The organism is Halanaerobium sp. MA284_MarDTE_T2 (assembly GCF_003337245.1).
Lineage (GTDB): Bacteria > Bacillota > Halanaerobiia > Halanaerobiales > Halanaerobiaceae > QPJE01.
The window spans coordinates 83,396-106,866 of record NZ_QPJE01000002.1 but is presented as its reverse complement, the minus strand read 5'-3'; the positions used below and the strand labels follow the sequence as shown (position 1 = coordinate 106,866).

General features: G+C 34.3%; 18 protein-coding genes, 3 tRNA genes, 1 other RNA gene and 3 pseudogenes. 15 read left to right on the top strand and 10 right to left on the bottom strand.

All coding sequences use genetic code 11. The features are described 5' to 3' along the window. The first annotated feature begins 127 nt into the window (after positions 1-127). The 4 genes and pseudogenes from DFR78_RS01730 to DFR78_RS01715 all read left to right on the top strand — a co-directional run bounded on the left by DFR78_RS01730 (position 128) and on the right by DFR78_RS01715 (position 3,497). Positions 128-2,170, top strand: coding sequence for a ribonucleoside triphosphate reductase (locus tag DFR78_RS01730; protein ID WP_114457116.1), 2,043 nt, complete (start codon positions 128-130; stop codon positions 2,168-2,170). After that, a complete protein-coding gene (locus DFR78_RS01725) occupies positions 2,163-2,870 on the top strand; it encodes an anaerobic ribonucleoside-triphosphate reductase activating protein (RefSeq protein ID WP_233486942.1) in 708 nt (235 codons plus the stop codon). Before DFR78_RS01730 ends, DFR78_RS01725 begins: the two co-directional genes overlap by 8 nt. A 126-nt stretch (positions 2,871-2,996) precedes the next feature. After that, a pseudogene (gene nrdD / locus DFR78_RS01720) lies at positions 2,997-3,122 on the top strand (anaerobic ribonucleoside-triphosphate reductase); the annotation flags it as partial. A gap of 174 nt (positions 3,123-3,296) precedes the next feature. After that, complete coding sequence (locus DFR78_RS01715; protein ID WP_233486941.1) at positions 3,297-3,497, top strand: cold shock domain-containing protein; 201 nt, start codon at positions 3,297-3,299, stop codon at positions 3,495-3,497. A gap of 66 nt (positions 3,498-3,563) precedes the next feature. Here the strand turns inward: DFR78_RS01715 and DFR78_RS01710 are convergent, their stop codons facing one another. After that, positions 3,564-4,910, bottom strand: a complete 1,347-nt coding sequence (locus tag DFR78_RS01710) for a DUF2330 domain-containing protein (RefSeq protein WP_114457113.1) — start codon at positions 4,908-4,910, stop codon at positions 3,564-3,566. A gap of 229 nt (positions 4,911-5,139) precedes the next feature. Here DFR78_RS01710 and nifJ point away from each other — a divergent pair, with 229 nt between their 5' ends. Beyond that, entirely contained in the window at positions 5,140-8,664 is a 3,525-nt protein-coding gene (gene nifJ / locus DFR78_RS01705; RefSeq protein ID WP_114457112.1) for a pyruvate:ferredoxin (flavodoxin) oxidoreductase, read from the top strand. Positions 8,665-8,897: 233 nt separating this feature from the next. On the opposite strand, the gene DFR78_RS01700 is transcribed toward nifJ, so the two are convergent. From DFR78_RS01700 to DFR78_RS01690, 3 genes are all read right to left on the bottom strand, one after another. Continuing rightward, positions 8,898-9,299, bottom strand: a complete 402-nt coding sequence (locus tag DFR78_RS01700) for a MerR family transcriptional regulator (RefSeq protein ID WP_114457111.1) — start codon at positions 9,297-9,299, stop codon at positions 8,898-8,900. A 286-nt stretch (positions 9,300-9,585) separates the two neighbouring features. After that, entirely contained in the window at positions 9,586-10,737 is a 1,152-nt protein-coding gene (locus tag DFR78_RS01695; RefSeq protein WP_114457110.1) for an aldo/keto reductase, read from the bottom strand. 306 nt (positions 10,738-11,043) lie between these two features. Then, positions 11,044-12,213: an iron-containing alcohol dehydrogenase gene (locus tag DFR78_RS01690; RefSeq protein ID WP_114457109.1), complete on the bottom strand. Its 1,170-nt coding sequence runs from the start codon at positions 12,211-12,213 to the stop codon at positions 11,044-11,046. 271 nt (positions 12,214-12,484) lie between these two features. Between DFR78_RS01690 and DFR78_RS01685 the strand changes: the two genes are divergently transcribed. From DFR78_RS01685 to DFR78_RS01675, 3 genes are all read left to right on the top strand, one after another. After that, a complete protein-coding gene (locus DFR78_RS01685; protein ID WP_158531688.1) occupies positions 12,485-13,795 on the top strand; it encodes a diguanylate cyclase domain-containing protein in 1,311 nt (436 codons plus the stop codon). A 131-nt stretch (positions 13,796-13,926) separates the two neighbouring features. After that, positions 13,927-14,565, top strand: coding sequence for an EAL and HDOD domain-containing protein (locus DFR78_RS01680; protein ID WP_114457107.1), 639 nt, complete (start codon positions 13,927-13,929; stop codon positions 14,563-14,565). Continuing rightward, positions 14,555-15,136 (top strand): EAL and HDOD domain-containing protein, encoded by a 582-nt coding sequence (locus DFR78_RS01675; RefSeq protein ID WP_158531687.1) that lies wholly within the window; start codon positions 14,555-14,557, stop codon positions 15,134-15,136. Before DFR78_RS01680 ends, DFR78_RS01675 begins: the two co-directional genes overlap by 11 nt. A gap of 215 nt (positions 15,137-15,351) precedes the next feature. Here the strand turns inward: DFR78_RS01675 and DFR78_RS01670 are convergent, their stop codons facing one another. The 5 genes from DFR78_RS01670 to DFR78_RS01650 form a co-directional block, all read right to left on the bottom strand. Continuing rightward, positions 15,352-15,837 (bottom strand): nucleoside deaminase, encoded by a 486-nt coding sequence (locus tag DFR78_RS01670; RefSeq protein WP_114457105.1) that lies wholly within the window; start codon positions 15,835-15,837, stop codon positions 15,352-15,354. A 199-nt stretch (positions 15,838-16,036) separates the two neighbouring features. Then, positions 16,037-16,972: an ABC transporter permease gene (locus DFR78_RS01665; RefSeq protein ID WP_199505527.1), complete on the bottom strand. Its 936-nt coding sequence runs from the start codon at positions 16,970-16,972 to the stop codon at positions 16,037-16,039. Positions 16,973-16,998: 26 nt separating this feature from the next. Next, entirely contained in the window at positions 16,999-18,084 is a 1,086-nt protein-coding gene (locus tag DFR78_RS01660; protein WP_199505526.1) for an ABC transporter permease, read from the bottom strand. Then, entirely contained in the window at positions 18,081-19,604 is a 1,524-nt protein-coding gene (locus DFR78_RS01655; protein WP_199505525.1) for an ABC transporter ATP-binding protein, read from the bottom strand. The genes DFR78_RS01660 and DFR78_RS01655 overlap by 4 nt, the downstream gene beginning before the upstream one ends. Positions 19,605-19,669: 65 nt before the next feature. Further along, the gene (locus tag DFR78_RS01650) at positions 19,670-20,557 is read right to left on the bottom strand and encodes a BMP family protein (protein WP_114457103.1); all 888 of its coding nucleotides are present in this window, start codon (positions 20,555-20,557) and stop codon (positions 19,670-19,672) included. A 283-nt stretch (positions 20,558-20,840) separates the two neighbouring features. On the opposite strand from DFR78_RS01650, the gene DFR78_RS12240 reads away from it, so the two are divergent. Then, positions 20,841-20,963: a hypothetical protein gene (locus DFR78_RS12240; RefSeq protein ID WP_255416509.1), complete on the top strand. Its 123-nt coding sequence runs from the start codon at positions 20,841-20,843 to the stop codon at positions 20,961-20,963. On the opposite strand, the pseudogene DFR78_RS12100 reads toward DFR78_RS12240, so the two are convergent. Next, positions 20,911-21,154 (bottom strand): annotated as a pseudogene (locus tag DFR78_RS12100) (IS1380 family transposase); the annotation flags it as partial. The gene DFR78_RS12240 and the pseudogene DFR78_RS12100 sit on opposite strands and share 53 nt — an antisense overlap. A 298-nt stretch (positions 21,155-21,452) precedes the next feature. Between DFR78_RS12100 and DFR78_RS12095 the strand changes: the two are divergent. The 6 genes and pseudogenes from DFR78_RS12095 to ffs all read left to right on the top strand — a co-directional run. Continuing rightward, positions 21,453-21,575, top strand: a pseudogene (locus DFR78_RS12095) (IS3 family transposase); the annotation flags it as partial. A 761-nt stretch (positions 21,576-22,336) separates the two neighbouring features. Beyond that, positions 22,337-22,413: transfer RNA gene (locus DFR78_RS01645), tRNA-Arg, on the top strand. 17 nt (positions 22,414-22,430) lie between these two features. Then, the gene (tadA, locus tag DFR78_RS01640; protein WP_114457102.1) at positions 22,431-22,904 is read left to right on the top strand and encodes a tRNA adenosine(34) deaminase TadA; all 474 of its coding nucleotides are present in this window, start codon (positions 22,431-22,433) and stop codon (positions 22,902-22,904) included. Continuing rightward, positions 22,891-22,980: transfer RNA gene (locus DFR78_RS01635), tRNA-Ser, on the top strand. The genes tadA and DFR78_RS01635 overlap by 14 nt, the downstream gene beginning before the upstream one ends. Before the next feature lie 54 nt (positions 22,981-23,034). Beyond that, positions 23,035-23,126 (top strand) — tRNA-Ser (locus DFR78_RS01630). Between the two features lie 24 nt (positions 23,127-23,150). Then, positions 23,151-23,416, top strand: an RNA gene (gene ffs / locus DFR78_RS01625) — signal recognition particle sRNA large type. Positions 23,417-23,471 lie beyond the last annotated feature (55 nt).

Sequence of the window (23,471 nt, the reverse complement as noted above, 5' to 3'; positions counted from 1 at the left end):
TAAAAAAAGAAAAATTTAATTATATAAAAGAAAAATAAAAGGAAAATCGGATTTGTTATAGAAACATATTTAAAACACCTGACAGATTTGAGTCAGGGTCTCTTTTATTAATTTAGGAGGTCTGCGTATGACATTAGAATTTGTAAGAAAAAGAGATGGCAAAAAAGTAAGGTTTGATAGGGAAAAGATTAAACAGGCTGTCTTAAAAGCAGCTGATGCGGTTGGCATAGAAGATGAACAGATTGGCACAGAAACAACAAAAGAAGTTCTGGCATATCTAAAAATTTTCTTTAAAAATGGCGGCATACCAGAAGTTGAGCAGATTCAGGATCTGGTGGAAAAAGTTCTTATTGAAAAAGGTTATGCAGAAGTAGCTAAGGCATATATTCTCTACAGAGAAAGACACAGCAAACTAAGGGACACTAAAAAATTATTTCAGGATGCTGTTGGGGCAATGAATGATTACCTTGACAGAAGTGACTGGAAAGTTAACGAAAACAGCAATATGGGATATTCTCTTCAGGGACTTAATAATTTTATTGCTTCACAGATTACAGGTCAGTACTGGCTTCAGGAAATATATCCTGAGGAGATTGCTGTACATCACACAAGTGGAGATATACATATACATGATCTGGGAAATTTGAGTGTTTACTGCTGTGGTTGGGATCTGGAGGATTTGCTTAGAACAGGTTTTTGTGGAGTTCCGACAAAGGTTGAAAGTTTACCCCCCAAACATCTAAAAACAGCTTTAGGACAGATAGTGAATTTTTATTATACTTTACAGGGTGAAGCAGCTGGAGCAATAGCTTTTTCCAATTTTGATACATACCTGGCTCCATTTATTGCATATGACAATTTGAGCTATCAAGAAGTAAAACAATCCATGCAGGAATTTTTGTTCAATATGAATGTACCAACAAGAGTTGGATTTCAGACACCTTTTACAAATATTACGATGGATCTTAAAACACCCAATTATCTTAAAGATCAGGCAGTAATAATTGGAGGAGAATATCAGGAAAAGACTTATGGAGAGTTTCAGAGAGAGATGGATATGCTCAACAGAGCTTTTGCAGAAGTTATGCTGGCAGGAGATGCAAAAGGCAGAATGTTTTCTTTCCCAATTCCTACGTATAATATCACAGAAGATTTTGAGTGGGAAAATCCGGTTCTTGATCCTGTTTGGGAGATGACTGCCAAATATGGGATACCGTATTTTTCAAATTTTATTAACTCAGATATGAATCCTGAAGATGCACGTTCAATGTGCTGCCGGCTCCGTCTGGATAATACAGAGCTGCGCAAAAGAGGAGGAGGATTATTTGGTGCCAATCCGATGACAGGATCAATAGGAGTTGTGACACTTAATATGCCTCGAATCGGTTTTTTAGCAGAAGATAAAGAAGACTTTATAGAAAGAGTTCACTGTCTAATGGATATAGCTAAAGAAAGCCTCGAAATAAAGCGAAAGGTTCTTGAAGGACTTACAGAACAGGGTCTGTACCCTTATTCTAAATTTTATCTTCGTGATGTAAAAAAGCGTTTTGGTGAATACTGGAAAAATCATTTTAATACTATAGGATTAAATGGTATGAATGAAGCAGTTATTAACTTTCTGGGCAGCAACATTGCTTCTAAAGAAGGAAGGAAATTTTCTCTTGAGGTAATGAACAGAATGAGAGATAAGCTGCAGGAATATCAGGAAGAAACAGATAATCTTTATAATCTGGAAGCAACCCCTGCAGAAGGTACAGCATATAGATTTGCGAGACTGGATAGGGAAAGGTATGGTGACAGCATAATTTCTGCCAATGAAGAGAGAGTGCAGAATGAAGGTGCTGATCCATATTATACTAATTCTACTCAGCTGCCTGTTGGTTATACAGATGATATATTTACTGCACTTGAACTTCAGGATGATCTGCAGTCCCAGTATACAGGTGGAACTGTACTACATGGATTTTTGGGAGAGCGAATGCCTTCTATTAAAAATACAAAAAAATTGGTTAAGAGAATTGCAGAAAACTTTAAGCTGCCTTATTATACTATAACTCCGACCTTCAGCATCTGTCCTGTTCACGGCTATATTCCGGGAGAACATTATTACTGCCCTAAATGTGCGGCTGAAGTAGAAGCAGAAGAAGAGGCAGAAACAGTTGGTGCTTAATATGAGGCTTGCTGGTTTAAGAAATACTTCACTGCTTGATTTTCCGGATAGAATATCAGCTGTGGTTTTTACCAGAGGCTGTAATTTTAGCTGTGGATACTGCCACAACAGTCAGCTGATACCTATGAAAGCTCCACCAGGTGATGAAGACCTGCCGGAAGATATATTCTTTTCATTTTTAGAGAAGAGAAGAGATCTTTTAGATGGAGTTACTATCACAGGTGGAGAACCAACTCTTCAGCCTGATTTAAAAGATTTTATAGTAAAAATAAGAGAAAAACATAATCTGCAGATAAAGCTTGATACAAATGGAACAGATTCTAAGAAAATAATTGAACTGCTGGAAGATGGTTTGCTTGAATATATTGCAATGGATGTTAAGCTGGGTCTGGACAGCTATCCTCTCCTGGCACCAAAAGGAGTTATCCCGGAAATTAAAAAATCAGTAGAACTCATTAAAAACTCTAATATTGACTATGAGTTTAGAGCCACTGTTGTGCCGGGAATGCATGATGAGAAGGAATTGAATGAAATCGGCAGAATTGTTGAAGGGGCCGAGAAATTTTTTATCCAGAATTTCCGTCCTGTAAACACTCTTGATCCTAAACTTAGAGAATCCAGAACTTTTGCACCTTCAGAACTTAAGAAATTCAAATACGTTATGGAAAACTATGTTTCTAAAGTTAAAATTAGAAATTGATTTAACTTTTTCAGAACTTATTTTTCACTGTTTCGAAGTGATATGCTGAAGCTGATAGTTATAATATGCTTTAAGATAGTTTAATTTAGGGTTAAAATTTAAGGAGGTAAAATTGTGGCTAAAAAACAAAAATGTGAAGTTTATTCTCGTGTTGTAGGATATCTTTCTCCTGTTTCGGACTGGAACAAAGGAAAGAAGGAAGAATTTAAGGACCGCAAAACTTTTTCAGTTAAAAAAGAGTTTTCTTCTTAAAAGATCTCAAATGATGCCGGATGTATGATTATTTTAAACATACTATCCGGCATTTTTTTGTGCAAAAATTTGTTGAAAAGAAAAACTTCTTATGCTATAATTGTCTGCAGTGGGTGAAGTTTAAATGAACGAACCCCATAAAGAAATTTTCCTAGGGGGAATGTATTAATTATGATTTACACAGGTAAAGTAAAATGGTTTGATGCAAAAAAAGGTTATGGTTTTATTGAGAGAGAAGATGGAGACGATGTATTTGTTCATTTTTCCGCAATTCAGGATGAAGGATTCAAAAGTCTTGAAGATGAACAAGAAGTAGAATTTGAAATCGTTGAAGGCGACCGTGGACCTCAAGCTGCCAACGTTGTAAAATTATAGAGTTTAACTGTAAAACTGTATAATAAAACAACTAACCCTGACTGGTATAATTCTGGTCAGGGTTTTTTAGCGTTTTTTCCAGAATGAATTTCTATTTCCAGATATTTGTCCATCCTCTTCTACTCTTAATCCAGAATAGAACTTATATCCAATTATATCGGTAACAAAAAATGCATTAGGGATATCTACAGCTTCCATTTTCTGGGTCAGGAAGTTCTCTGACCAGATATATCCCTGGCCTGAATAACCTTCAAAAGTTAATGTTTTTTCTTCAATATTTTCTAAAGAACCCAATGGTTCTCCTGTTATGGCATTAAATAATATTTTTCCATTTAATGAATATGCATACCAGGGTAGTGAACGGGTCCCCCCCAAATACATTTCAGCTTTTCCATGCAGAGAAGATAGAGTTTTTTCGGTTTCAAATGGATAATTTGGATGAGTCACACAGTTGATATATTTATGTCCCATAAATATTAATTCTTTTCCACCTTTAGGAATTGTATAATCTGCCAGCAGATCACTATCAAAATTGGTTAGATCATCTACTATTTTCCAGCTGGCTAACTTTATTTTTTCTGAACCATCATTTTTAGCAAAGTGAGAGGCAAAAAGATCGGCAATATCACTGGATATGAATTCAGCATCACTTCTATTAATTAGTTTGGGACCCTTTTCAAATTCTATTTTATCTCTTTGAATACCATGAAAGTTAATTAAGTTTGATTCTGTAAGTACAAGCAGACTGACATTGCTTTCCCCATGATCAGACTTTGTTATTTCTAATGGGTAATATAATTTATCACTTTTAAATTTATAGTAAATAGCTTCATTAAAATAAGGCTTTGGACCTACATCTACAGTATCAAAAACGAAAAAATTATAATCTTTGTCAATATATTTTTTTATTGTTTTCTTTAATTCTTCTGGTATAACAGGATTATCTTTTCCCTTCTGCTTCAAATAGTTATTAACCCAGTTTGTAAATGTATTTTCGTTTAACACTTTTACAACTGTGATATCATGTGAGCCAATAACAACTTCCTGCTTTACTTCTCCACCCTGAAGTTGTCTGCTGTCTGAAGATCGTGTTATAGGTTGAACCAGCTGTTTTGAATGATCTAGAGTTAAAAGTTCATTTGCTTTTCTCAAAACATTTCGACTGGATTTTTTTATTTCTGGTTCGTGAGGTAAGGGTAATACTTCAAGAATTTTTGTATCCTGATCAGCATAAAGTTTGGTAGAAAGAATAAGAATTTCTTCTTTTCCATTCCAGGCGATTAATGCCTGCTGATTGGGTTCAAATATTCTTATCGCTGGCTGAAAAGGAATAGAACCTCTATCAGCAAAAACATAAGATGATATAGTAAACATTAATGCAAATATAATGAATAATATAAGTGATTTCTTCAACAAAATCACTCCTTTCCAATAGATTTATATATTCTAATTCTTCTTAGAGATTATTTTTCCTGCCATTTTATTAAAAAATAGTGGTAATATTTAATTAATTTAAATGATTTCGAATATATTTAGATACCTTTCAGAAGGTGGGAAATATTTGACAGTTGAACTGTAAAGTAATATACTTAAAGAGAAAGAAACTAATAAATTTACCTTACTAATAGGAGGGAAAATTATAATGGCAAAAGTAATGAAGACTATGGATGGAAACACTGCTGCAGCTCATGTAGCATATGCATTTACAGATGTTGCGGCAATCTATCCAATTACTCCTTCATCTCCAATGGCTGAGCTGGTTGATTCATGGAGTGCACACGGCCGAAAAAATATTTTTGGTCAGAGAGTTAAGTTGACAGAAATGCAGTCTGAAGGTGGAGCTTCTGGTGCAGTACATGGTTCACTTGCAGCAGGTGCACTGACGACAACATTTACAGCTTCACAGGGTTTGCTGCTGATGCTGCCTAATATGTATAAAATTGCAGGTGAGTTATTACCTGGAGTTTTCCATGTTAGTTCTCGTACGGTTGCAACCCACGCTCTTTCAATTTTTGGTGATCATTCTGATGTAATGGCTGTTCGTCAGACTGGAACAGCAATGATTGCTTCTGGTAGTGTACAGGAAGTTATGGATTTAGCTGGTGTAGCCCATTTAGCTTCAATAAAAAGCAGTATTCCATTTGTACATTTCTTTGATGGATTTAGAACATCTCACGAGTATCAGAAGATTGAGGTTATGGATTATGATGACCTGGCAGAACTGGTTGACTATGGAAAAGTAAGTGAATTCAGGCACAGAGCTTTAAACCCTGAACATCCAGTTACAAAAGGTACAGCTCAGAATCCGGATATTTTCTTTCAGGCTAGAGAAGCATCCAACCGTTTTTATGAGGCAGTACCTGATATTGTAGAAGAATATATGCAGGATATCAGCGAGATTACAGGTAGAGAATATCATCCATTTAATTATGTTGGTGCAGAGGATGCAGAATACATTATAGTTGCAATGGGTTCTGTGACAGATACAATTGAAGAAACAGTCAATTATCTTGTTAATCGGGGAGAAAAAGTTGGGCTGATAAAAGTTAGACTTTATCGTCCATTCTCTGAAAAATATTTCTTTAAAGCATTCCCTGAAACAACAAAGAAAATTGCTGTATTAGATAGAACTAAAGAACCTGGTGCAGTTGGAGAACCTCTTTACGAAGATGTTAGATCTCTATTTTATGACAGAAAAGAAAAACCTGTTATAGTAGGCGGCCGCTATGGTTTGAGTTCCAAGGACACTACTCCATCTCAAATTAATGCTGTATTTGAGAATCTCAAAAAAGAAGAACCTAAAGACAGGTTTACTATCGGTATTATTGATGATGTAACACATACTAACTTAGAAATAAAAGAACATATTAGTACAACACCTGAAGGTACAGTGCGCTGCAAATTCTGGGGCTTTGGTTCAGATGGTACTGTTGGTGCTAACAAAAATGCCATTAAGATTATTGGTGACAATACAGATAAATATGCTCAGGCATATTTCTCATATGATTCCAAAAAATCTGGTGGTGTAACAGTATCTCACCTTAGATTTGGTGATGAACCAATTAAATCAACCTATCTTATTGATAAAGCAGAATATGTTGCCTGTCATAAAGAATCTTATGTAGATAAGTTTGATATGGTTTCAGATCTAAAAGAAGGTGGAACATTCCTATTAAACTGCAGATGGTCAGAAGATGAACTTGAGGAAAATCTGCCTGCAGAAATGAAGAAATTTATTGCTGAAAATAACATAAATTTTTATATTATTGATGGTGTAAAGATTGCTCAAGAAGTTGGCCTTGGCGGCCGTATTAATATGGTTATGCAGACCGCTTTCTTTAAACTGGCTGATATTATTCCAGTTGATGATGCTGTTAAATATCTTAAAAATGCTATTAAAGACACTTATGGTCATAAAGGTGATAAAATTGTAGAAATGAACTATAAAGCTGTAGATAAGGCATTAGATGCACTTGTTAAAGTTGATGTTCCTGCTGACTGGGCAGATGCGGAATCAGTTAAAGAAGAAGAAAAAGAGGCACCTGAATTTGTAAAAAATGTGCTTGAAGTTGTTAATAAACAGGAAGGTGACAGTCTACCTGTAAGTACATTTGTTGGACGTGAGGATGGACACTTCCCTCCAGGACTATCACAGTACGAAAAACGCGGTATTGCGATCGATGTTCCGGACTGGGATTTCGATACCTGTATTCAGTGTAACCAGTGTTCGCTTTCCTGTCCCCATGCAGTTATCAGACCTTTCCTTCTTGATGAAGAAGAAGCAGCAAATGCTCCAGAAGGTTTTGTAACTGTTGATGCTAATGGTAAACAATTAGAAGGACTCCAGTATAAGATTCAGGTAAGTCCTTATGACTGTACTGGCTGTGGAGTTTGTGCTGACATTTGTCCGGCAGATGCTCTCGAAATGAAACCATTTGCAGAGATGGCAGAAAAAGAAGCAGAAAACTGGGAATATGCTAGACATGAAGTAACAGTTAAAGATGACCTGATGCCTGTTACCAATATAAAAGGTAGTCAATTCCAGCAGCCGCTGCTTGAGTTTTCAGGGGCATGTGCAGGCTGTGGCGAAACAGCATATGCTAAACTGGTAACTCAGTTATTTGGCGATAGAATGATAATAGCTAATGCTACTGGTTGTTCTTCCATTTGGGGTGGATCAGCTCCTGTTTCTGTATATACTACAAATGATGAAGGAGAGGGACCTGCATGGGCCAACTCCCTATTTGAAGATAATGCAGAATATGGCTATGGTATGTATCTTGCTACTGCACAAATCAGAGATAAGATTGCCGATCTTATGCAGGAGGCAATTGAACTTAATTTAGACCCTGAACTAAATGAGTTAATGCAGGAATTCTTGGATAATATGCAGGATGGAGAAAGGACAAAAGAACTTAAAAAGAAAATGATGCCACTTCTGGCTAAATACAGTGACAATGAAGTGATTGCAGAAATTGTTGATAAAAAAGAATTTATTGTTAAAAAATCTCAGTGGATCTTCGGTGGAGATGGCTGGGCTTATGATATTGGTTATGGTGGATTAGATCATGTACTTGCATCAGGTGATGATGTAAATGTACTTGTATTTGACACAGAGGTTTATTCCAATACCGGTGGTCAGTCTTCTAAAGCTACACCAACTGCTGCAGCTGCAAAGTTTGCTGCTTCGGGTAAGAGAATCAAAAAGAAAGATCTCGGTCAGATGGCAATGACATATGGTTATGTATATGTAGCACAGATTGCTCTTGGTGCAAATATGAATCAGGCAATCAAAGCTATCGCTGAGGCTGAAGCCTATCCTGGACCTTCTCTAATTATAGCTTATGCTCCATGTATTGCTCATGGATTAAAAGATGGTATGAGCTGTAGTGTATCACAGGAGAAGAATGCTGTTGAGTCAGGTTACTGGCACTTATATCGCTTTAATCCTGAACTTCAGGATGAAGGTAAGAATCCATTCAGCCTAGATTCTAAAGAACCTAAAGGTAATTTCAGAGAACACTTATTAAGTGAGGTAAGATTTTCATCTCTTAAGAAGACATTCCCGGAAATTGCTGAAGAGCTGTTTGAAAGAGCTGAAGAAGATGCTAAAGAGCGCTATAATTCCTACAAGCGCCTGGTAAAAGCATATGAGCCAGAAGAGTAAATAAACTTGTTTAGCTTAATAAAAAATAATTATAATTTATGATCTAAAGTATTTGTATGGGGCGGTGGATTTATTGTACCGCCCTTTTAATATTATAAATAATTTAGAAAGGGGTATATATTTTATGAATAAGGAAATTCAAGATGTTGAAGAAAAACAGCACTTGCGTATATTTTAGATCAATTTTTACCCTGGTGGGGAAGTCTATAAATTTTTAAATATAATAGTAAATATTATATTGTTTCTAATTCTTTTTTTCGGGTTATTAATTCTTTTTCTCTTTTAACAATTTTTTCTTCATAGACATCTATTTTATAATTTAAACGCTCAAGTGTTTGCTGCATTTTGTTTATTTTTTCAGCAAGTTTATCTCTTTCCTCAGTCAAAAGTTCTTTTCTTTCTTTAATAGTAGAATCTCCTTTTTGGTATAGCTTTAGATATTCAATTAAGGTATCAATTGAAAGCCCGGCATCACGCATATATTTAATAAATTCTATCCAGTTACAGTCTTCTTCTGTATAATCACGATTACCACTGCTGTTGCGCCTGATTTCAGGAATTAAACCAACTCGTTCATAATAGCGAAGAGTATCTTTAGTTAGATCAAATCTTTCACTAACTTCGGAAATTTGCATTTTCTATCACCTCTTTTCAATATAATTTATTTATTCTGATAAAATATTATCAGAATATTTAGAATGTGATTAGATATAAATCATTTATGACTTTAAAATACATGTTAAAAAATATTTTTATATCTTTATTCTATTCTATTATATTATATCAAATATATCAAAAATATTGAAAAAGGAGTTTCCATTTTTTGGGAAACTCCTTAAATGACTTTTTTAGCTCAAAAAATTTTGTATTTAATTACTACTTTTATTTTATTGCTAATTCTTATCTTTTTTTACTATTGAGTTATTCTAAAGCTGCTCTCACATTTTTCAATTCTTTTCTAATAGGAATATCCTGTGGACAATGGCTCTCACAAATTCCACATTCTATACAGTTTACAGCTTTAGCTTCATCTGATAAAAACATCTCATATTGTGTTTTGGCTCCCTCTATATCATTAAATAAATAAGCATTATTATAAATGGCAAAGTTATATGGTATATCAACTCCTTGTGGACAGGGCATACAGTACCTGCATCCGGTACAATTAATTTTTGTTTTATCTTTAAACACTTTTTTGGCATAATTAACTAATTCAATTTCTTGTTCAGTTAGCGAATTAGGCTCTCCCCTTTGGGCAGTATTAATATTGTCTTTCACATGCTCCATAGCGGTCATCCCACTTAAAACTACTGAAACTTCTGGATGGTTCATTACCCATCTGAGTGCCCACTGGGCTGGTGTTCTTTTTATTGGTGCTTCCTCCCATTTATTCAAAATTTCCTCTGGTATTTCTCCTGCTAAATTGCCACCTCTTAGAGGCTCCATAATTACAACACCCAACCCTTTATCAGCAGCATATTCTAACCCTTCTCTGCCAGCTTGATAATTTTCATCTAAGTAATTATATTGAATTTGACAGAATGACCAGTCATAAGAATCCACAATTTCTTTGAAGGAATTAATATCACTATGAAAAGAAAATCCAGCATATTTTATCCGACCATCTTCTATAGCCTGATCTAAAAATTCCTCTATACCTAATTTTTTTAAATTTTCCCAACTGCTTTTATTTAATGAATGGAGTAAATAAAAATCTATTTTATCTGTTTCCAGGCGTTCAAGTTGTTCGTTCAATAATCTATCCATATCTTCTCTGCTTTGAACTAACCAGATTGGAAGTTTTGTTGCTAAATTTACTTTTTCTCGATAACCATCCTTTAAGGCTCTTGCTACAAATGGCTCGCTTTCTCCTGGTTTATCAAATCCTGTACCATGGTAAGGATATGCTGTGTCAACATAATTTACTCCGTTATCAATTGCATATCTCAGCATTTTTGTTGCTTTTTCCTCATCAATATTAGTTTGCTCACCATCAATAACAGGTAATCTCATACAGCCAAACCCTAAAACAGAAACCTTTTCATTTGTTTTTCCCATTTTTCTGTATAACATCTTTATCATCTCCTATAATAGATTTTTTTATTATTTCTTTTTCTAACACCTGTATTTTAATTCAACTCCAATTTATAGTTTGAATACTTTTTTACAGAAACTATTATTATTGTAATTAAAATTAACTGAATAATTATCACACCCAGTGGTCCACAAAATAAGTCCATCAAAAAACGGTATATGCATAAGGTAAAAAACTGGCCCTGGCAGTTTATAAGCATGAGCAGTGATAAAGGGTAGTAAAAATACCAATTCAATTTTTATTAAGATTACATAAATAGTTATTTATGAACTTATTAAAGCTCCTTATTTATAGGCCTTTTGATAAATATCTACAGTGTCTTCTAAACTTAATTCGCTTCTATCACACTGGAAAAGAGCTCCCATGGTTTCTCTTGCATTTTTTGCCATTGCCTCAAATTCATCTTCTTTAATTCCATAATCAGACATCTTAAGTTCTGCTACCCCACATTTCTGCTGCAGCTGTTCAAGTGCGATAAGGAAATCTTCTGCTTTTTCGGCATCATCTTTTCCCAGAGCTTTTGCCAGTTCAATAAATCTCTCTTCAGCAATTCCTCGCTCTACCATTTTGCCAAAATATGCCCTGCTTAGCATAATTAAACCCGAACCATGAGGAAGTTCCTGATGAAAAGCGGACATTGCATGTTCTAAAGAGTGCTGACTTGTTAATGCACCTACTTCCATTACTAAACCGGATAAAGTGTTGGCAAAGGCTACTTTTTCTCTTGCCTTCAGATTATCTCCATTTTCTACAGCTTTTGGCAGTCCTTCAGCTATATTTTTAACAGCGGTAATTGCATACATATCACTCATTTTATTGGTAAATTTAGATAGATATCCTTCTATACTGTGAAATAGGGCATCAAAACCCTGAAATGCAGTATATTTTGGCGGGACTGTGGTCATTAGTTCTGGATCAACAACTGCTATTTTAGGCAGAAGATCTGGATGTACAAATCCAATTTTCTCATTAGTTTCTGAATTAGTAATTACAGTTCCTCTATCAACTTCGGATCCTGTTCCAGCTGTAGTTGTAATTGCAACTACAGGGAGTGGAGTATTTTTAACTTCTTTACCTTTACCAGTTCCACCGGGAATATAATCCCAGTAATCACCTTCATTAACAGCCATCAGTGCAATTGATTTGGCGGCGTCCATACTGCTTCCTCCACCAAGTGCCACTACAAAATCACAATTATTGTCTGCGGCCATTCTGGCACCTGCCATAACTGTTGATTTTAAGGGATTTGCTTCTATCTGATCAAATAAAACAGTTTCTGCTCCAGCTTTTTTAAGCTGTTCTTCTGTTTTTTCTAAATAACCGTATTTTTTGGCAGAAGTTCCATTTGAGATAACAATTAAAGCTTTCTTACCAGGTAATTCCTCTTGATGCAGATTATTCAGCTGTCCAGATCCAAATAACAATTTTGTTGCTATATCCATTCTAAAACTCATTTTTACGACCTCCATTTCAAATTTTCTTATTTAATAGTTTATCACCTTGAGTTAACTCCAGGTCAAGCTTTTTTTGAAAATAATTTTTATCTGGTGAATTGTAGGCTGCAGTTTATCACTGAACTTCTTATTTATATAAAATTTGACAAATTAAAGAAATAAATATAGGATTTTTAAGATTAATGTAGAATCAATAATATAAGTATTATCACTAAAATGATGTCTGAGGTGGAAAATCTATGAAAAATCGATGGGAAGAGATGATCAATTAATGGAGAGTTTAATAGATAGGTTATCAATCGGAATTGTAATAGCTGATAAACAGGGCCAGCTTTTATTTACTAACCAGACTATAAAAGAGATGACTGGATATACAGAGGATGACATTAAAACAATGGAAGACTGGTACAAAAAAGCTTATCCTGATCAGGAATATAGGAAGAAAGCCAAAAAATATTTTCAATATGACATAGAAAATAATATTCAGGATAGAACATATAAAATTACAACAGCTGCTGGTGATTATAAATATTTTAATTTCCGTTACTCTCAATTAGATGATGAGAAAATTATCTTTGAGATTATAGATATTTCTCACCGTCTACAGCAAAAACATGAGCTAGAAAATAAAGAACATAATCAGTTAATTTATGCTGTGATTGATGATATTACTGAAAGTAAAAAACAAGAACTTGAATTAAAAGAGGTAAAAGAGAGATTAGAATTAGCTGTCTCTGGTGGTAATATTGGTATTTGGGATTGGAATGCTGTAAATAATACAGTACATTTTAATGAAAACTGGGCCCGGATGCTGGGATATGAACATTTTGAGCTGGAGAATAACCTTAATACCTGGCTTAATTTAGTTCATCCTGATGATAAGGAACAGGCTTTAAAAGACTTAGAAAATCATCTAGAAGGTAAAACTGAAAAATATTATAATGAGCATCGATTAAAAACAAAGTCAGGCAGCTGGAAGTGGATTAGAGATATTGGAAAAGTGACTGAAAGAGATGAAGCTGGAAATGCCATTCGGATTGTAGGAGTTCATATAGATATAGATCAGGAAAAAAGAGCAGCAGAAGAAATAGAATACCTATCGAATCATGATGAACTGACCGGTCTTTATAACAGAAGATTTCTAAATGAAGAACTTAAGCGTCTCCAGAATTCCAGAAAATATCCGATCAGTATTATCGTTGGAGATATTAATAAATTGAAAGATATTAATGATAATTACGGCCACAGTATGGGTGATAGGTATATTAAATTAACAGCAGAAGCTATAAAGAGCAGTTTAAGAGCCGAAGATATTGTTGCCAGAATAGGAGGAGATGAATTTGTAGTGATTCTGCCTGATACTAATTGTAATACAGCTGAGGAGGTAACTGAAAGAATTCTGGATAGGATAGAAGAAGTTAATAAAAACGAAGAATTGCCTGAACCTTTGAGTGCTGCATTGGGGTATGAAGCAACAGATTGTAACAGCGAGAATCATGGTGTTAAAAATATTAGAAAATGTTATGATAAAGCTGATAAAAAGATGTATGAGCAAAAATTTGTAAATAGATGTAGATGCTGATAAAATTAATTAAAAGTGATCATTTTAATTAATCATTGATGACGAAATTTATTTTTACAGCTGTAAAAATAAATTTTGGGAAACTCCTTATATTATATAAATTAGATTTAGGAATATTGGAGGTGGGATAATTGGAAAATATAATGGTCGGAAGACAGCCAATTCTTGATAAAAAGGAAAAATTATTTGCTTATGAATTATTATTTAGGTCTTCCCAAAAAAATGTAATTAATGATGGCGAAAGAGCTACAGCAGAAGTAATAACAAATAGTTTAGAGTCTATTGGTCTTGGTAATTTAACTCAGGATAAACCGGCTTTTATTAACTTCACCTCTAAAATGATTAAAAGTAAAATACCAGATATTCTGTCAAGTGAATCAATTTATATTGAAATTTTAGAAGATGTTGAAGTTGATTCTGAAATTTTAGAAATCTGCAGGGAATTAAAAAACGAAGGCTTTAAAATAGTGCTGGATGATTTTGAGTTTAAAGAGTCGCTAATTGATTTAATTAAAATAGCTGATATTATAAAAATTGATTTTTTAAATTCAACTAAAAGAGAAAGAAAAAGAACTCTGGAACTGATAAGAAACAAATATAATTCTCAGGTAAATTTTTTAGCAGAAAAAATAGAAGATTATTCTGATTTAGAAGAGGCAAAAAAATTTAATTATGATTATTACCAGGGCTTTTATTTTACAAAACCTGATATTGTATCCGGGAAAAAGCTGGAACCTCTTAAAGCTGGAACCTCTTCAGATGAGCTATAATAGTATACTAAAAGAGTTAAATAAAGATAACCCGAATTTTCGAAAAATAGAGAAAATTATAAAACAGGATTTATCTATGACTTACAGCCTTTTGAGACTTGTAAATTCTGCTGCTTATGGTTATAATATAAATTCTATAAGACAGGGGATAGTACTTTTAGGAATAGATAGACTCAAAAAATGGAGTCTTCTTTATTCATTTAAAAATTTAAGCAGTAATAAACCAGATATCTTATTAAAAACTTCATTAGTTAGAGCCTATTTTGCTGAATCATTAAAAACACATTTAGAAATTGAAGATGATTTATTTATACTAGGGATGTTTTCTTTAATTGATGCCTATTTGGATAGAGATCTAGAAGATATACTTAAACAGGTTTCAATGAAAACTGAATTTAAAGAGGCTTTAATTTCTGGAGAGGGTAAACTGGGTGATGTTTTAAAAATTATTGAGATTTACGAAAAGTCAAACTGGAAAGAGCTAAAAAATTTTTCTTTAAACCACAGTCTTATTTTTGAAGATTATCTTAAAGCAATTGAAAAAGCTGAAAAAATTTTTGAGATTACTTAAAACTATATTTATGGTAATGTTGTTTGCTTGAATATCTCCCACCTTTGTCATTACCGATTTGAAATATTTAATCAGACATCCTGACACTCCCTAAAATAGCAGCTATTATAACTATTCTTGATATATGAAGTTCTTTCCTGCAAATATGATAGAAAACAATTTACGCTGAATTCGGTGAGTAAAAAGTTCAAGTAAGTTTTTTTGATATATATTTTTTAATTCCCAAAAAAGTCTTTATAAAATCGACTTAATTCAGTTTTTAATTCAGGTATTGGTCCTATTACTTCAATATCTTTTTGACCGCTCTGAAAGACTTTTCTGCAGGGAAGATCAAGGGTTGGATTTTGTTCATCATTTCCAGTTATTTTTAATAATTTTTTTTCAGAAAGGCCAAAAACCACTCGACCAACATTTCCCCAATAGATTGCACCTGAGCACATAGCACAAGGTTCAACTGTTGTATAGAGTGTACATTCTTTCAAAATTTTTTTATCATATTTTTTTGAAGCCTGGACCATGAGCTGAGTCTCTGCATGTCCAGTACAGTCTGATTCAGTTATTTCAATATTTTCCTGCCTTAAAATTATATTACCAGCTTGATCAACTAATATAGCTCCAAAAGGCATATTATTATGTTTTACAGCAGCTTCTGCTTCTTTAATACTTTCCTTTAAATAATAAGTATGATCTTTCCAGCTCATTTTAGAAATAACTCCTTTTAATATTTAATTATTTAGATTTTTAATCAAATGATTGAACTGCGAAAAGTCAATTTTGGTCATTTTAACAATTTGACACTCTTATCATAATAGGGATTGTGAAATTCAAAAATTGCTGATTAAGACTTTTCGTAGTGTAGCCATTAAATACATTCTTAAATATTTATTTTTAGAGATTGCTTTAACCCTTAAATTCTCTGTCATACGGTACAGTTAATGCTGTAGGTTCAGCAAATTTTTCATGTGATAAAGCTAGCACTATAATAATTAAAAGATAGGGAAAAATAACTGTTACCTCATAGGGGAAAGTACTTCCAGAAATTTGATACCAGCGCTGAAATCCATTTGCTATACTAAACAGCATTGCACCTTTTAATATTCCAAAAGGCTTCCATCTGCCGAAATAAACCAAAGCAACTGCAATAAAACCTCTGCCTGCAACTAAGTCATTTGCAAACATATTTGCCTGAGCAACAGAAAGATAAGCCCCTCCTAAAGCAGCAAGCATACTTCCTAAAATTACACATTGATATCTTATTTTATTTACATTTGTCCCCATAGTATCTGCTGCCCTGGGAGTAGAGCCAACTGCTCTAACTTTTAAGCCCCAGGATGTTTTATATAAAACATACCAAGAAATTGGCACCAGAAGAAAAGCTAAATAAACAAGTATATTGTGAGAAAATAATAGTTTGCCTAAAATTGGAAGTTCACTTAAAAACCCCAGGTGGAGATTAGGTAAACCAGCTATATCTTCCACTCCACCAATAAAAAGTCGAAATAAGGTCCCGGCAACTCCCCAGCCAAACATATAAAGTCCAATTCCACTAATTCCTTGTTTAGCCTTTAAAGTTACGCTGACAAAGGACATTAAAAGTCCCATTAAAGCACCAACGAAAACTGCCAAAATAATACCTAATAAAATACTCTCATAGGCCCAGGCAAAATAAAAGGCGACAAAGGCACCCAACATCATTATTCCCTCGACTCCAAGATTTAAGACTCCTGATTTTTGAGAAAACATTTCACCAATAGCGGCAAATAAATAAGGGGCAGAAACTGCAATAGCTACAGTTAAAATTCTTAAAATTAAATTTAAAATTTCATTAATTGCCATGAAATAAACCTCCAGAATTAGTTTTTTTAATTATTTTGCATAAGAAAGCCGAGAAACTTCTTTCTATACTTTGGATTTTCCAGCAGCAGGTTACTTGATACAACTGCTAAAATAACCAGTCCCTGAATACTAATTACCAGGGCAGAAGGTATATTAACTGCTCGCTGCATCATTTCAGCGCCTATTAATAAAAGTCCAAAAAAGAAGGAAGCAGGAATTACACCAATTGGGTGTAACCTTCCAAATAAAGCAACAACAATCCCACTAAAACCATAATTAGCTGAAAGTCCTTCCAGAACCCGGTGGTGGACTCCAATTACTTCAATTGTTCCAGCAATTCCGGCCATTCCACCTGAAAGTACCATAGCAAGTATTAGATATTTATCGACTTTTATTCCTGCATAATTTGCCGCTTTTGGTTCTTCGCCAACTGCTCTTAATCTAAAGCCAAAAGTAGTGCGCCATAATAAAAAATAAACTAAAATTGCAATTATAAGGGCAATAAAAATACCTGAGTGAATTCTCTGTCCCTGCTGAATTAAACGTTCAAAGATTGTTGAATCAGGCATTCTAGCAGTTTGAGGTACCCCAGTACCCCAAGCAATCTCTGAAGGATCAATCAGGGGACCCCTTATCAGGAAAAGATATAACTGAAATGCTATGTAATTCAACATTACTGTACTTAAAACTTCATTAACTGACAGCTTTGCTTTCATCCAACCAGCAATCCCACCCCAAATGCCACCAACAGTAAAGCCAACTAAAATAATAATTGGTATAGCAATAGCCTTAGGAACACCTGGAATTGCCAGAGCAGCAGCTCCAGCTGCAACTGCTCCCAGCTGAATTTGACCTTCACCACCAATATTAATCATTTTTGATCTGAAAGCAATTGAGATTCCAATTCCAACCATCATCAGTGGTATTGATCTCACTAAGGCTTCTGAAAGTCCATAGACACTGCTGATTGGTCGAATAATCATTGCCTGATAAGCTACCAAAGGATTTACACCAGCAATTAATAAAATTATACTACCAAAAAGTAAAGCAACTATGAATGAAATTGATAAAACTAATATATTAAAAAGTATTTTTATGATGTTATTTCTCAACGCGAACCCTCCTTAATTCCAGCCATTAATAAACCTAGCTTTGATTTATCTGCTTCAGCTGTATCAATTACATCTAATATTTGATCTTCATAAATTACTGCAATTCTGTCACTTAAGTTTATTAATTCATCAAGTTCTTCAGTAATTAAAAGAATTCCCATATCATTATCTCTAGCTTCTAATAACTTCTCATGTATATATTGGACTGCAGCTATATCTACTCCTCTAATTGGATATGAAGCAACAAGGGCATCAGGTTCTCTTTTTAATTCCCGTGATAAGATTAATTTTTGAATATTACCACCAGATAAAGCATGAGTAGGTGTATTTATATTAGGACATCTTACATCATACTCATCAACTGTTGATTTACAGTAATCTTTAATATAAGTCCTATCAAGCAAAAATATTTTGCTGAAAGGGCTGCGTAAATAATCTTTTAAAATTAAATTTTCTTTGACTTTAAAACCTGGAATAGTTCCCATATGTAGGCGATCTTCTGGAATATAGCCCATTCCTTTATCTATAATAGATTGAACAGATTTATTTGCAATACTTTCACCTTTAAATCTTATATCTCCCTTGTAAATTTTTTGTAGACCAGTGATTGATTCTGCCAGTTCTTTTTGTCCATTTCCCGAGACACCAGCTATACCAAGGATTTCTCCTTTTCTAATTGTTAAATTTACTCCTCTTAGAGCATCTAGTCCGCGTTCGTTTTTAGCCCATACATTTTCTAGCTCAATAATTGTATTCCCAAATTTATTTTTTCTTTCTACAGTTGGTAATTCTACATCATGACCTGCCATTTTTCGGGCTAGCTGATTGATATTAGTTTTAGAAATTGGGGTTGAAAACACATTTTTTCCATTCCTTAAAACTTCAACTCGATCACTAACATTCATGACTTCATTTAATTTATGAGAGATAAAAATAACTCCCATGCCTTCCTTAATAACTGACCTAAGCCATTTAATTAAATCATCTGTTTCCTGAGGGGTTAAAGCAGCAGTTGGTTCATCTAAAACTAAGATATTGGCATTAAAATAAAGAGCTTTAATTATTTCAACTTTCTGTCTCTCACCCACACTTAGGTCAGAAATTAAAAGAGAGGAGTCAATATTGAGATCATGTTTTTTTGATAAAAGCTTAATTTTTTGAGCAACGTTATCCAGATCCATTGAAAACTTACTTTTAAATTTTATTCCAAGGGCTACGTTCTCGGTTACAGTTAGAGAAGGAACTAACATAAAATGCTGATGGACCATACCTATTCCTAAATCCAGAGCTTTCTTAGGAGAATCAATTTTAACTTCCTGATCATTAATTAAAATTCTACCACTGTTTGGATGATAAAGCCCATAAAGTATATTCATTAAAGTTGTTTTACCTGCACCATTTTCTCCAAGTAGAGCAAGGACTTCACCAGATTCTACCTTTAGATGAACATCTTTATTTGCTATAACTCCTGGAAATTTTTTAGTTATATTGACCATTTCTAAAGATTTAATTTTATCCATCAATCTGCCTCCTAAAACAATTCAAATAGGCCCTCCCAGATGAAGCTTCCAGGAGGGTTTTGATTTTAATTGATTTCTATTTCTATTTCACCGGACTTTAATTTTTCAATATTTTCATTAATTAATGCATGCAGCTCATCATCAATCAGATTATCCAGATTTTCATTAAGCTTATAGCTTAAAAATCCATTTTCAAATGATAAGGATAGATGCTCTCCACCATAAACTCCGTCAGCTCTCGCATTAATCATATATCTAACTACTTCTTTAAAATTAAGCACTTGAGATGCTATTACAGTATTTGGTGCTAGACTGCTCTGATCAACATCTGTAGATAACCAGTAAACGCCTGCCTCTTCAGCTGCTTTGATTGCTCCAACAGTCTGCTGAGCTGAACCAGTTAAAACATCAGCACCTTCAGAAATCTGGGTTTCAGCCATTTCTCTGGCAGCAACAGTATCTCCAAAACTACCTGTATAACCAACTTTTATTTCAACATTAGAACTTACTGATTTAACTCCCTGTATAAAGCCTGTATTATATTTAATTGCATCACCTGCTTCAACAGGACCTACAATGCCAACTATGCCGGTTTTAGTTACATGGGCAGCGATGATTCCTGATAAATAGGCTCCTTCTTCAGCATTAGGATCATAAGCATAGACATTATTATGCATAGCATTATATGCTGTACCGTAAGCAAAGGTAGTATTTGGGAAATCTCGTGCTACATCATCAACAATATTTTGATACTGGGCTCCGTGAGCTATAACAATATCATAATTTGGAGCATACTCTCGCATAGCTGAACCAACCTGCACAGCATCATATAGGTTTTCACTGTAAGAAATTTCTGAAATCTTTTTTTCTCCTAATTCTTCTTTTAAGCTAATAACTCCATCATACATTGCCTGACTCCAGGCCATATCGTCAATAGTACTGGGGAATATCATAGCAATACTAACTGCTTCATCTTCCTATAACTAATAATTGGAAATAGAGGTGAAATAATATGAGTGATAAAAAATATGTTTATATTAGAATTTCCAGTAAAGAACAGAATCCGGCCAGATAGGAAGATGGACTTTTAAAAGCTGGTGTTGAAAAAGATTATATTTTTATTGATAAAATGAGTGGGAAGGATTTTGACAGACCCGAGTATTAATTAGTTAAAAGACTGCTTAAAAAGGATGATGTTTTATTAAAGATTTGGATCACCTGGTTAGGAACTGCAGAATGATTAAAGAAGAGTGGAAAGAGATCACGATGGATATTGGAGCAGATATAATAGTTTTCGATATGGATCTTTTAGATACCAGCTTTCAGGTAGAGTTTCAATACAGGATTTTAAAAAATTAAGGAATTCATGATTGCTGTGATGAGTACCTTCTTCCAGTGTCAGGTTAAGTAATTCATCAGTTTTAGATATGATTCCAACTTTTTTTTAAAGAAGGTCTGCCTTTATATCTTGGATTATATCCATTTGCAGAACCTTCCTGATTACCAAAAACAGTACAGACTGTATCATCAAAATCGAGTATTACTTCTTTAGCAGGTTTTATTTTTATAAAATTTGCTTATGATTATAATAAATTACCCATTTGGGTAATTTATTTTTTATATTAATAGTAATATAATTATGGCAATCTATGATTTTATCCAGAACCACAGAGAGCGATTTCCTGTGTTCCCGTGACGAAAATATACCAGGTATTAGAAGGTTTCCAGTCTACTTTCTATGACTGTCTGGATAGAAAACCCAGTCAAAGATAACTTAAAAACTATAAACTAAAACTAAAAATAGCTAAAATACAATGGCAGCATAGCGGCTGCTATAGGAAGCCAGGCAAGACAGAAATTTTTAAATATATAGCTGTTTATCACAACAGAATCAGAATGTATTCGGCGTTAAATTATAAAAGTTTAGAAGATTATGAAAACGACAGGAAATTGCCTAAACTTTGTGTCTAATTTAATGGGGGAAGCTTATTTTTTCTTTCATAAATAGAAAAGCTCTAACTTTAATAAAGTTAGGAGTTTCCCCAAAATTTATTTTCAAGCTGCAAAAAGGGGGCTTTAGTCATCAACGAAATTTTTAGATTTATCTAAAACTCAATTCGGGTGTGAAATAGGGCACACTAATCAATGAGTCCTCCTGACTCATGATTAGCTCACTCCATCCTGCAGTTCAACCCTATTTCTTCCTTCATTTCGTTAAGATTCATTGACTAAAAATTTCAATATTCCTGCATCTCCCTTTTTTGCAGCAGTATATAAAAAATGGGGAAAGTCTAGTTAATAAAGTTAGGTGAAATATTCAAATTATTGTGATATAATTAACAGATTACTACAGTTTAAAGTAAAATTAGGTAATCAAACTATAATTATGGAAACTTTTAGTCAAAAACCACCATTCAATCAGAAACAAAAATCTTGACTTTTCAACCCAAATAATGTAGTCTAGAAACTACGGAAGGGGTTTTGCAGGATTAAAAGTGTTAATACCCTAAAAGATCAGACGCTTTTCAAATTTTAATACTGGAAATCTTACTTAAATAACTCTAAATATTTTTTAAAAATGGCCTTTTTTATTGTCTTCAAGACAGCTTACTAACTCAAACAGCTTACAAAGGCTGTCAGATCAATGAATATAATTTTTTCTCACAAATTCCTTGACGATAATAAGAGCAGCTGTTATAATATTTATTGTTGCTTAAGAGAAGTTTTAGCTTGCGCCCGTAGCTCAACTGGATAGAGCGATTGACTACGGATCAATAGGCTGAGGGTTCGAATCCTTCCGGGCGCACCATTTATTTAGGAGTTTTTATGATTTTTTCTAATGAAGATAAAAAATATATGAAAATGGCCCTGGCAGAAGCCAGGAAAGCGCTAGAGTATGATGAAGTTCCAATTGGTGCAGTTGTTGTTTGTAATGGAAAAGTTGTTGGTAAGGGGTTTAATCTCCGGGAAAAAACCCAGGACCCAACTGCCCATGCTGAGATGATTGCTCTGCGTAAGGCTGCCGAAAAAAAGGTCAGCTGGCGGCTTGAAGACTGCCAGCTTTATGTAACTTTAGAACCATGTCCGATGTGTGCCGGAGCAGTGCTTCAGGCCAGGATAAAAAAGCTTATTTTTGCTGCCAGAGATCCCAAGGCTGGGGCTGTAAAAAGTCTTTATCAGCTGCTTGATGATTCGCGAATGAATCATCAGATAGAAGTTGTTGAAGGTATTATGGAAGAAGAGTCAGCACAGCTTCTAAAAGATTTTTTCCGTGATTTAAGAAAACGGAAGGATGGGTGAGTCTGGCTTAAACCGCTCGACTCGAAATCGAGTAGGCTTTACTGCCTCGAGGGTTCAAATCCCTCTCCTTCCGCCATTAGATTTTATCATTCATAGAATTATATATAAATTTTCAAAGTAGAGACTTTACGGAGAGGTGTCCGAGTCTGGCTTAAGGGGCCCGCCTGGAAAGCGGGTGTAGGCTCACGCCTACCGAGGGTTCGAATCCCTCCCTCTCCGCCATTTAAACTAAAATATAAGATTTGGCCGCACTAAATGGGGTGGTAGCGGTACCCTGTAACCTGCAACCCGCTATAGCAGGATTGAAGCCGTGGCTGAGGGTTTTGTCTTTCAGGGTCTGGCCCTAAAAAGTAGTGTTGACAATTGGGTCTTGCGCAATGGAGCCTTATGAACCCCGTCAGGTCCGGGAGGAAGCAGCGGTAAATAAGTGTCTTCATGTGCCGCAAGGGTGCCTGATTCGAGCCAACTATTAGGGTAACGCCTGGAAGATAAAATTCGAAGCAGGTGTGCGGTCATTTTTTTAACACCCGGAGTTGAGGGTGTTTTTGTTATATTATATAATAAAAA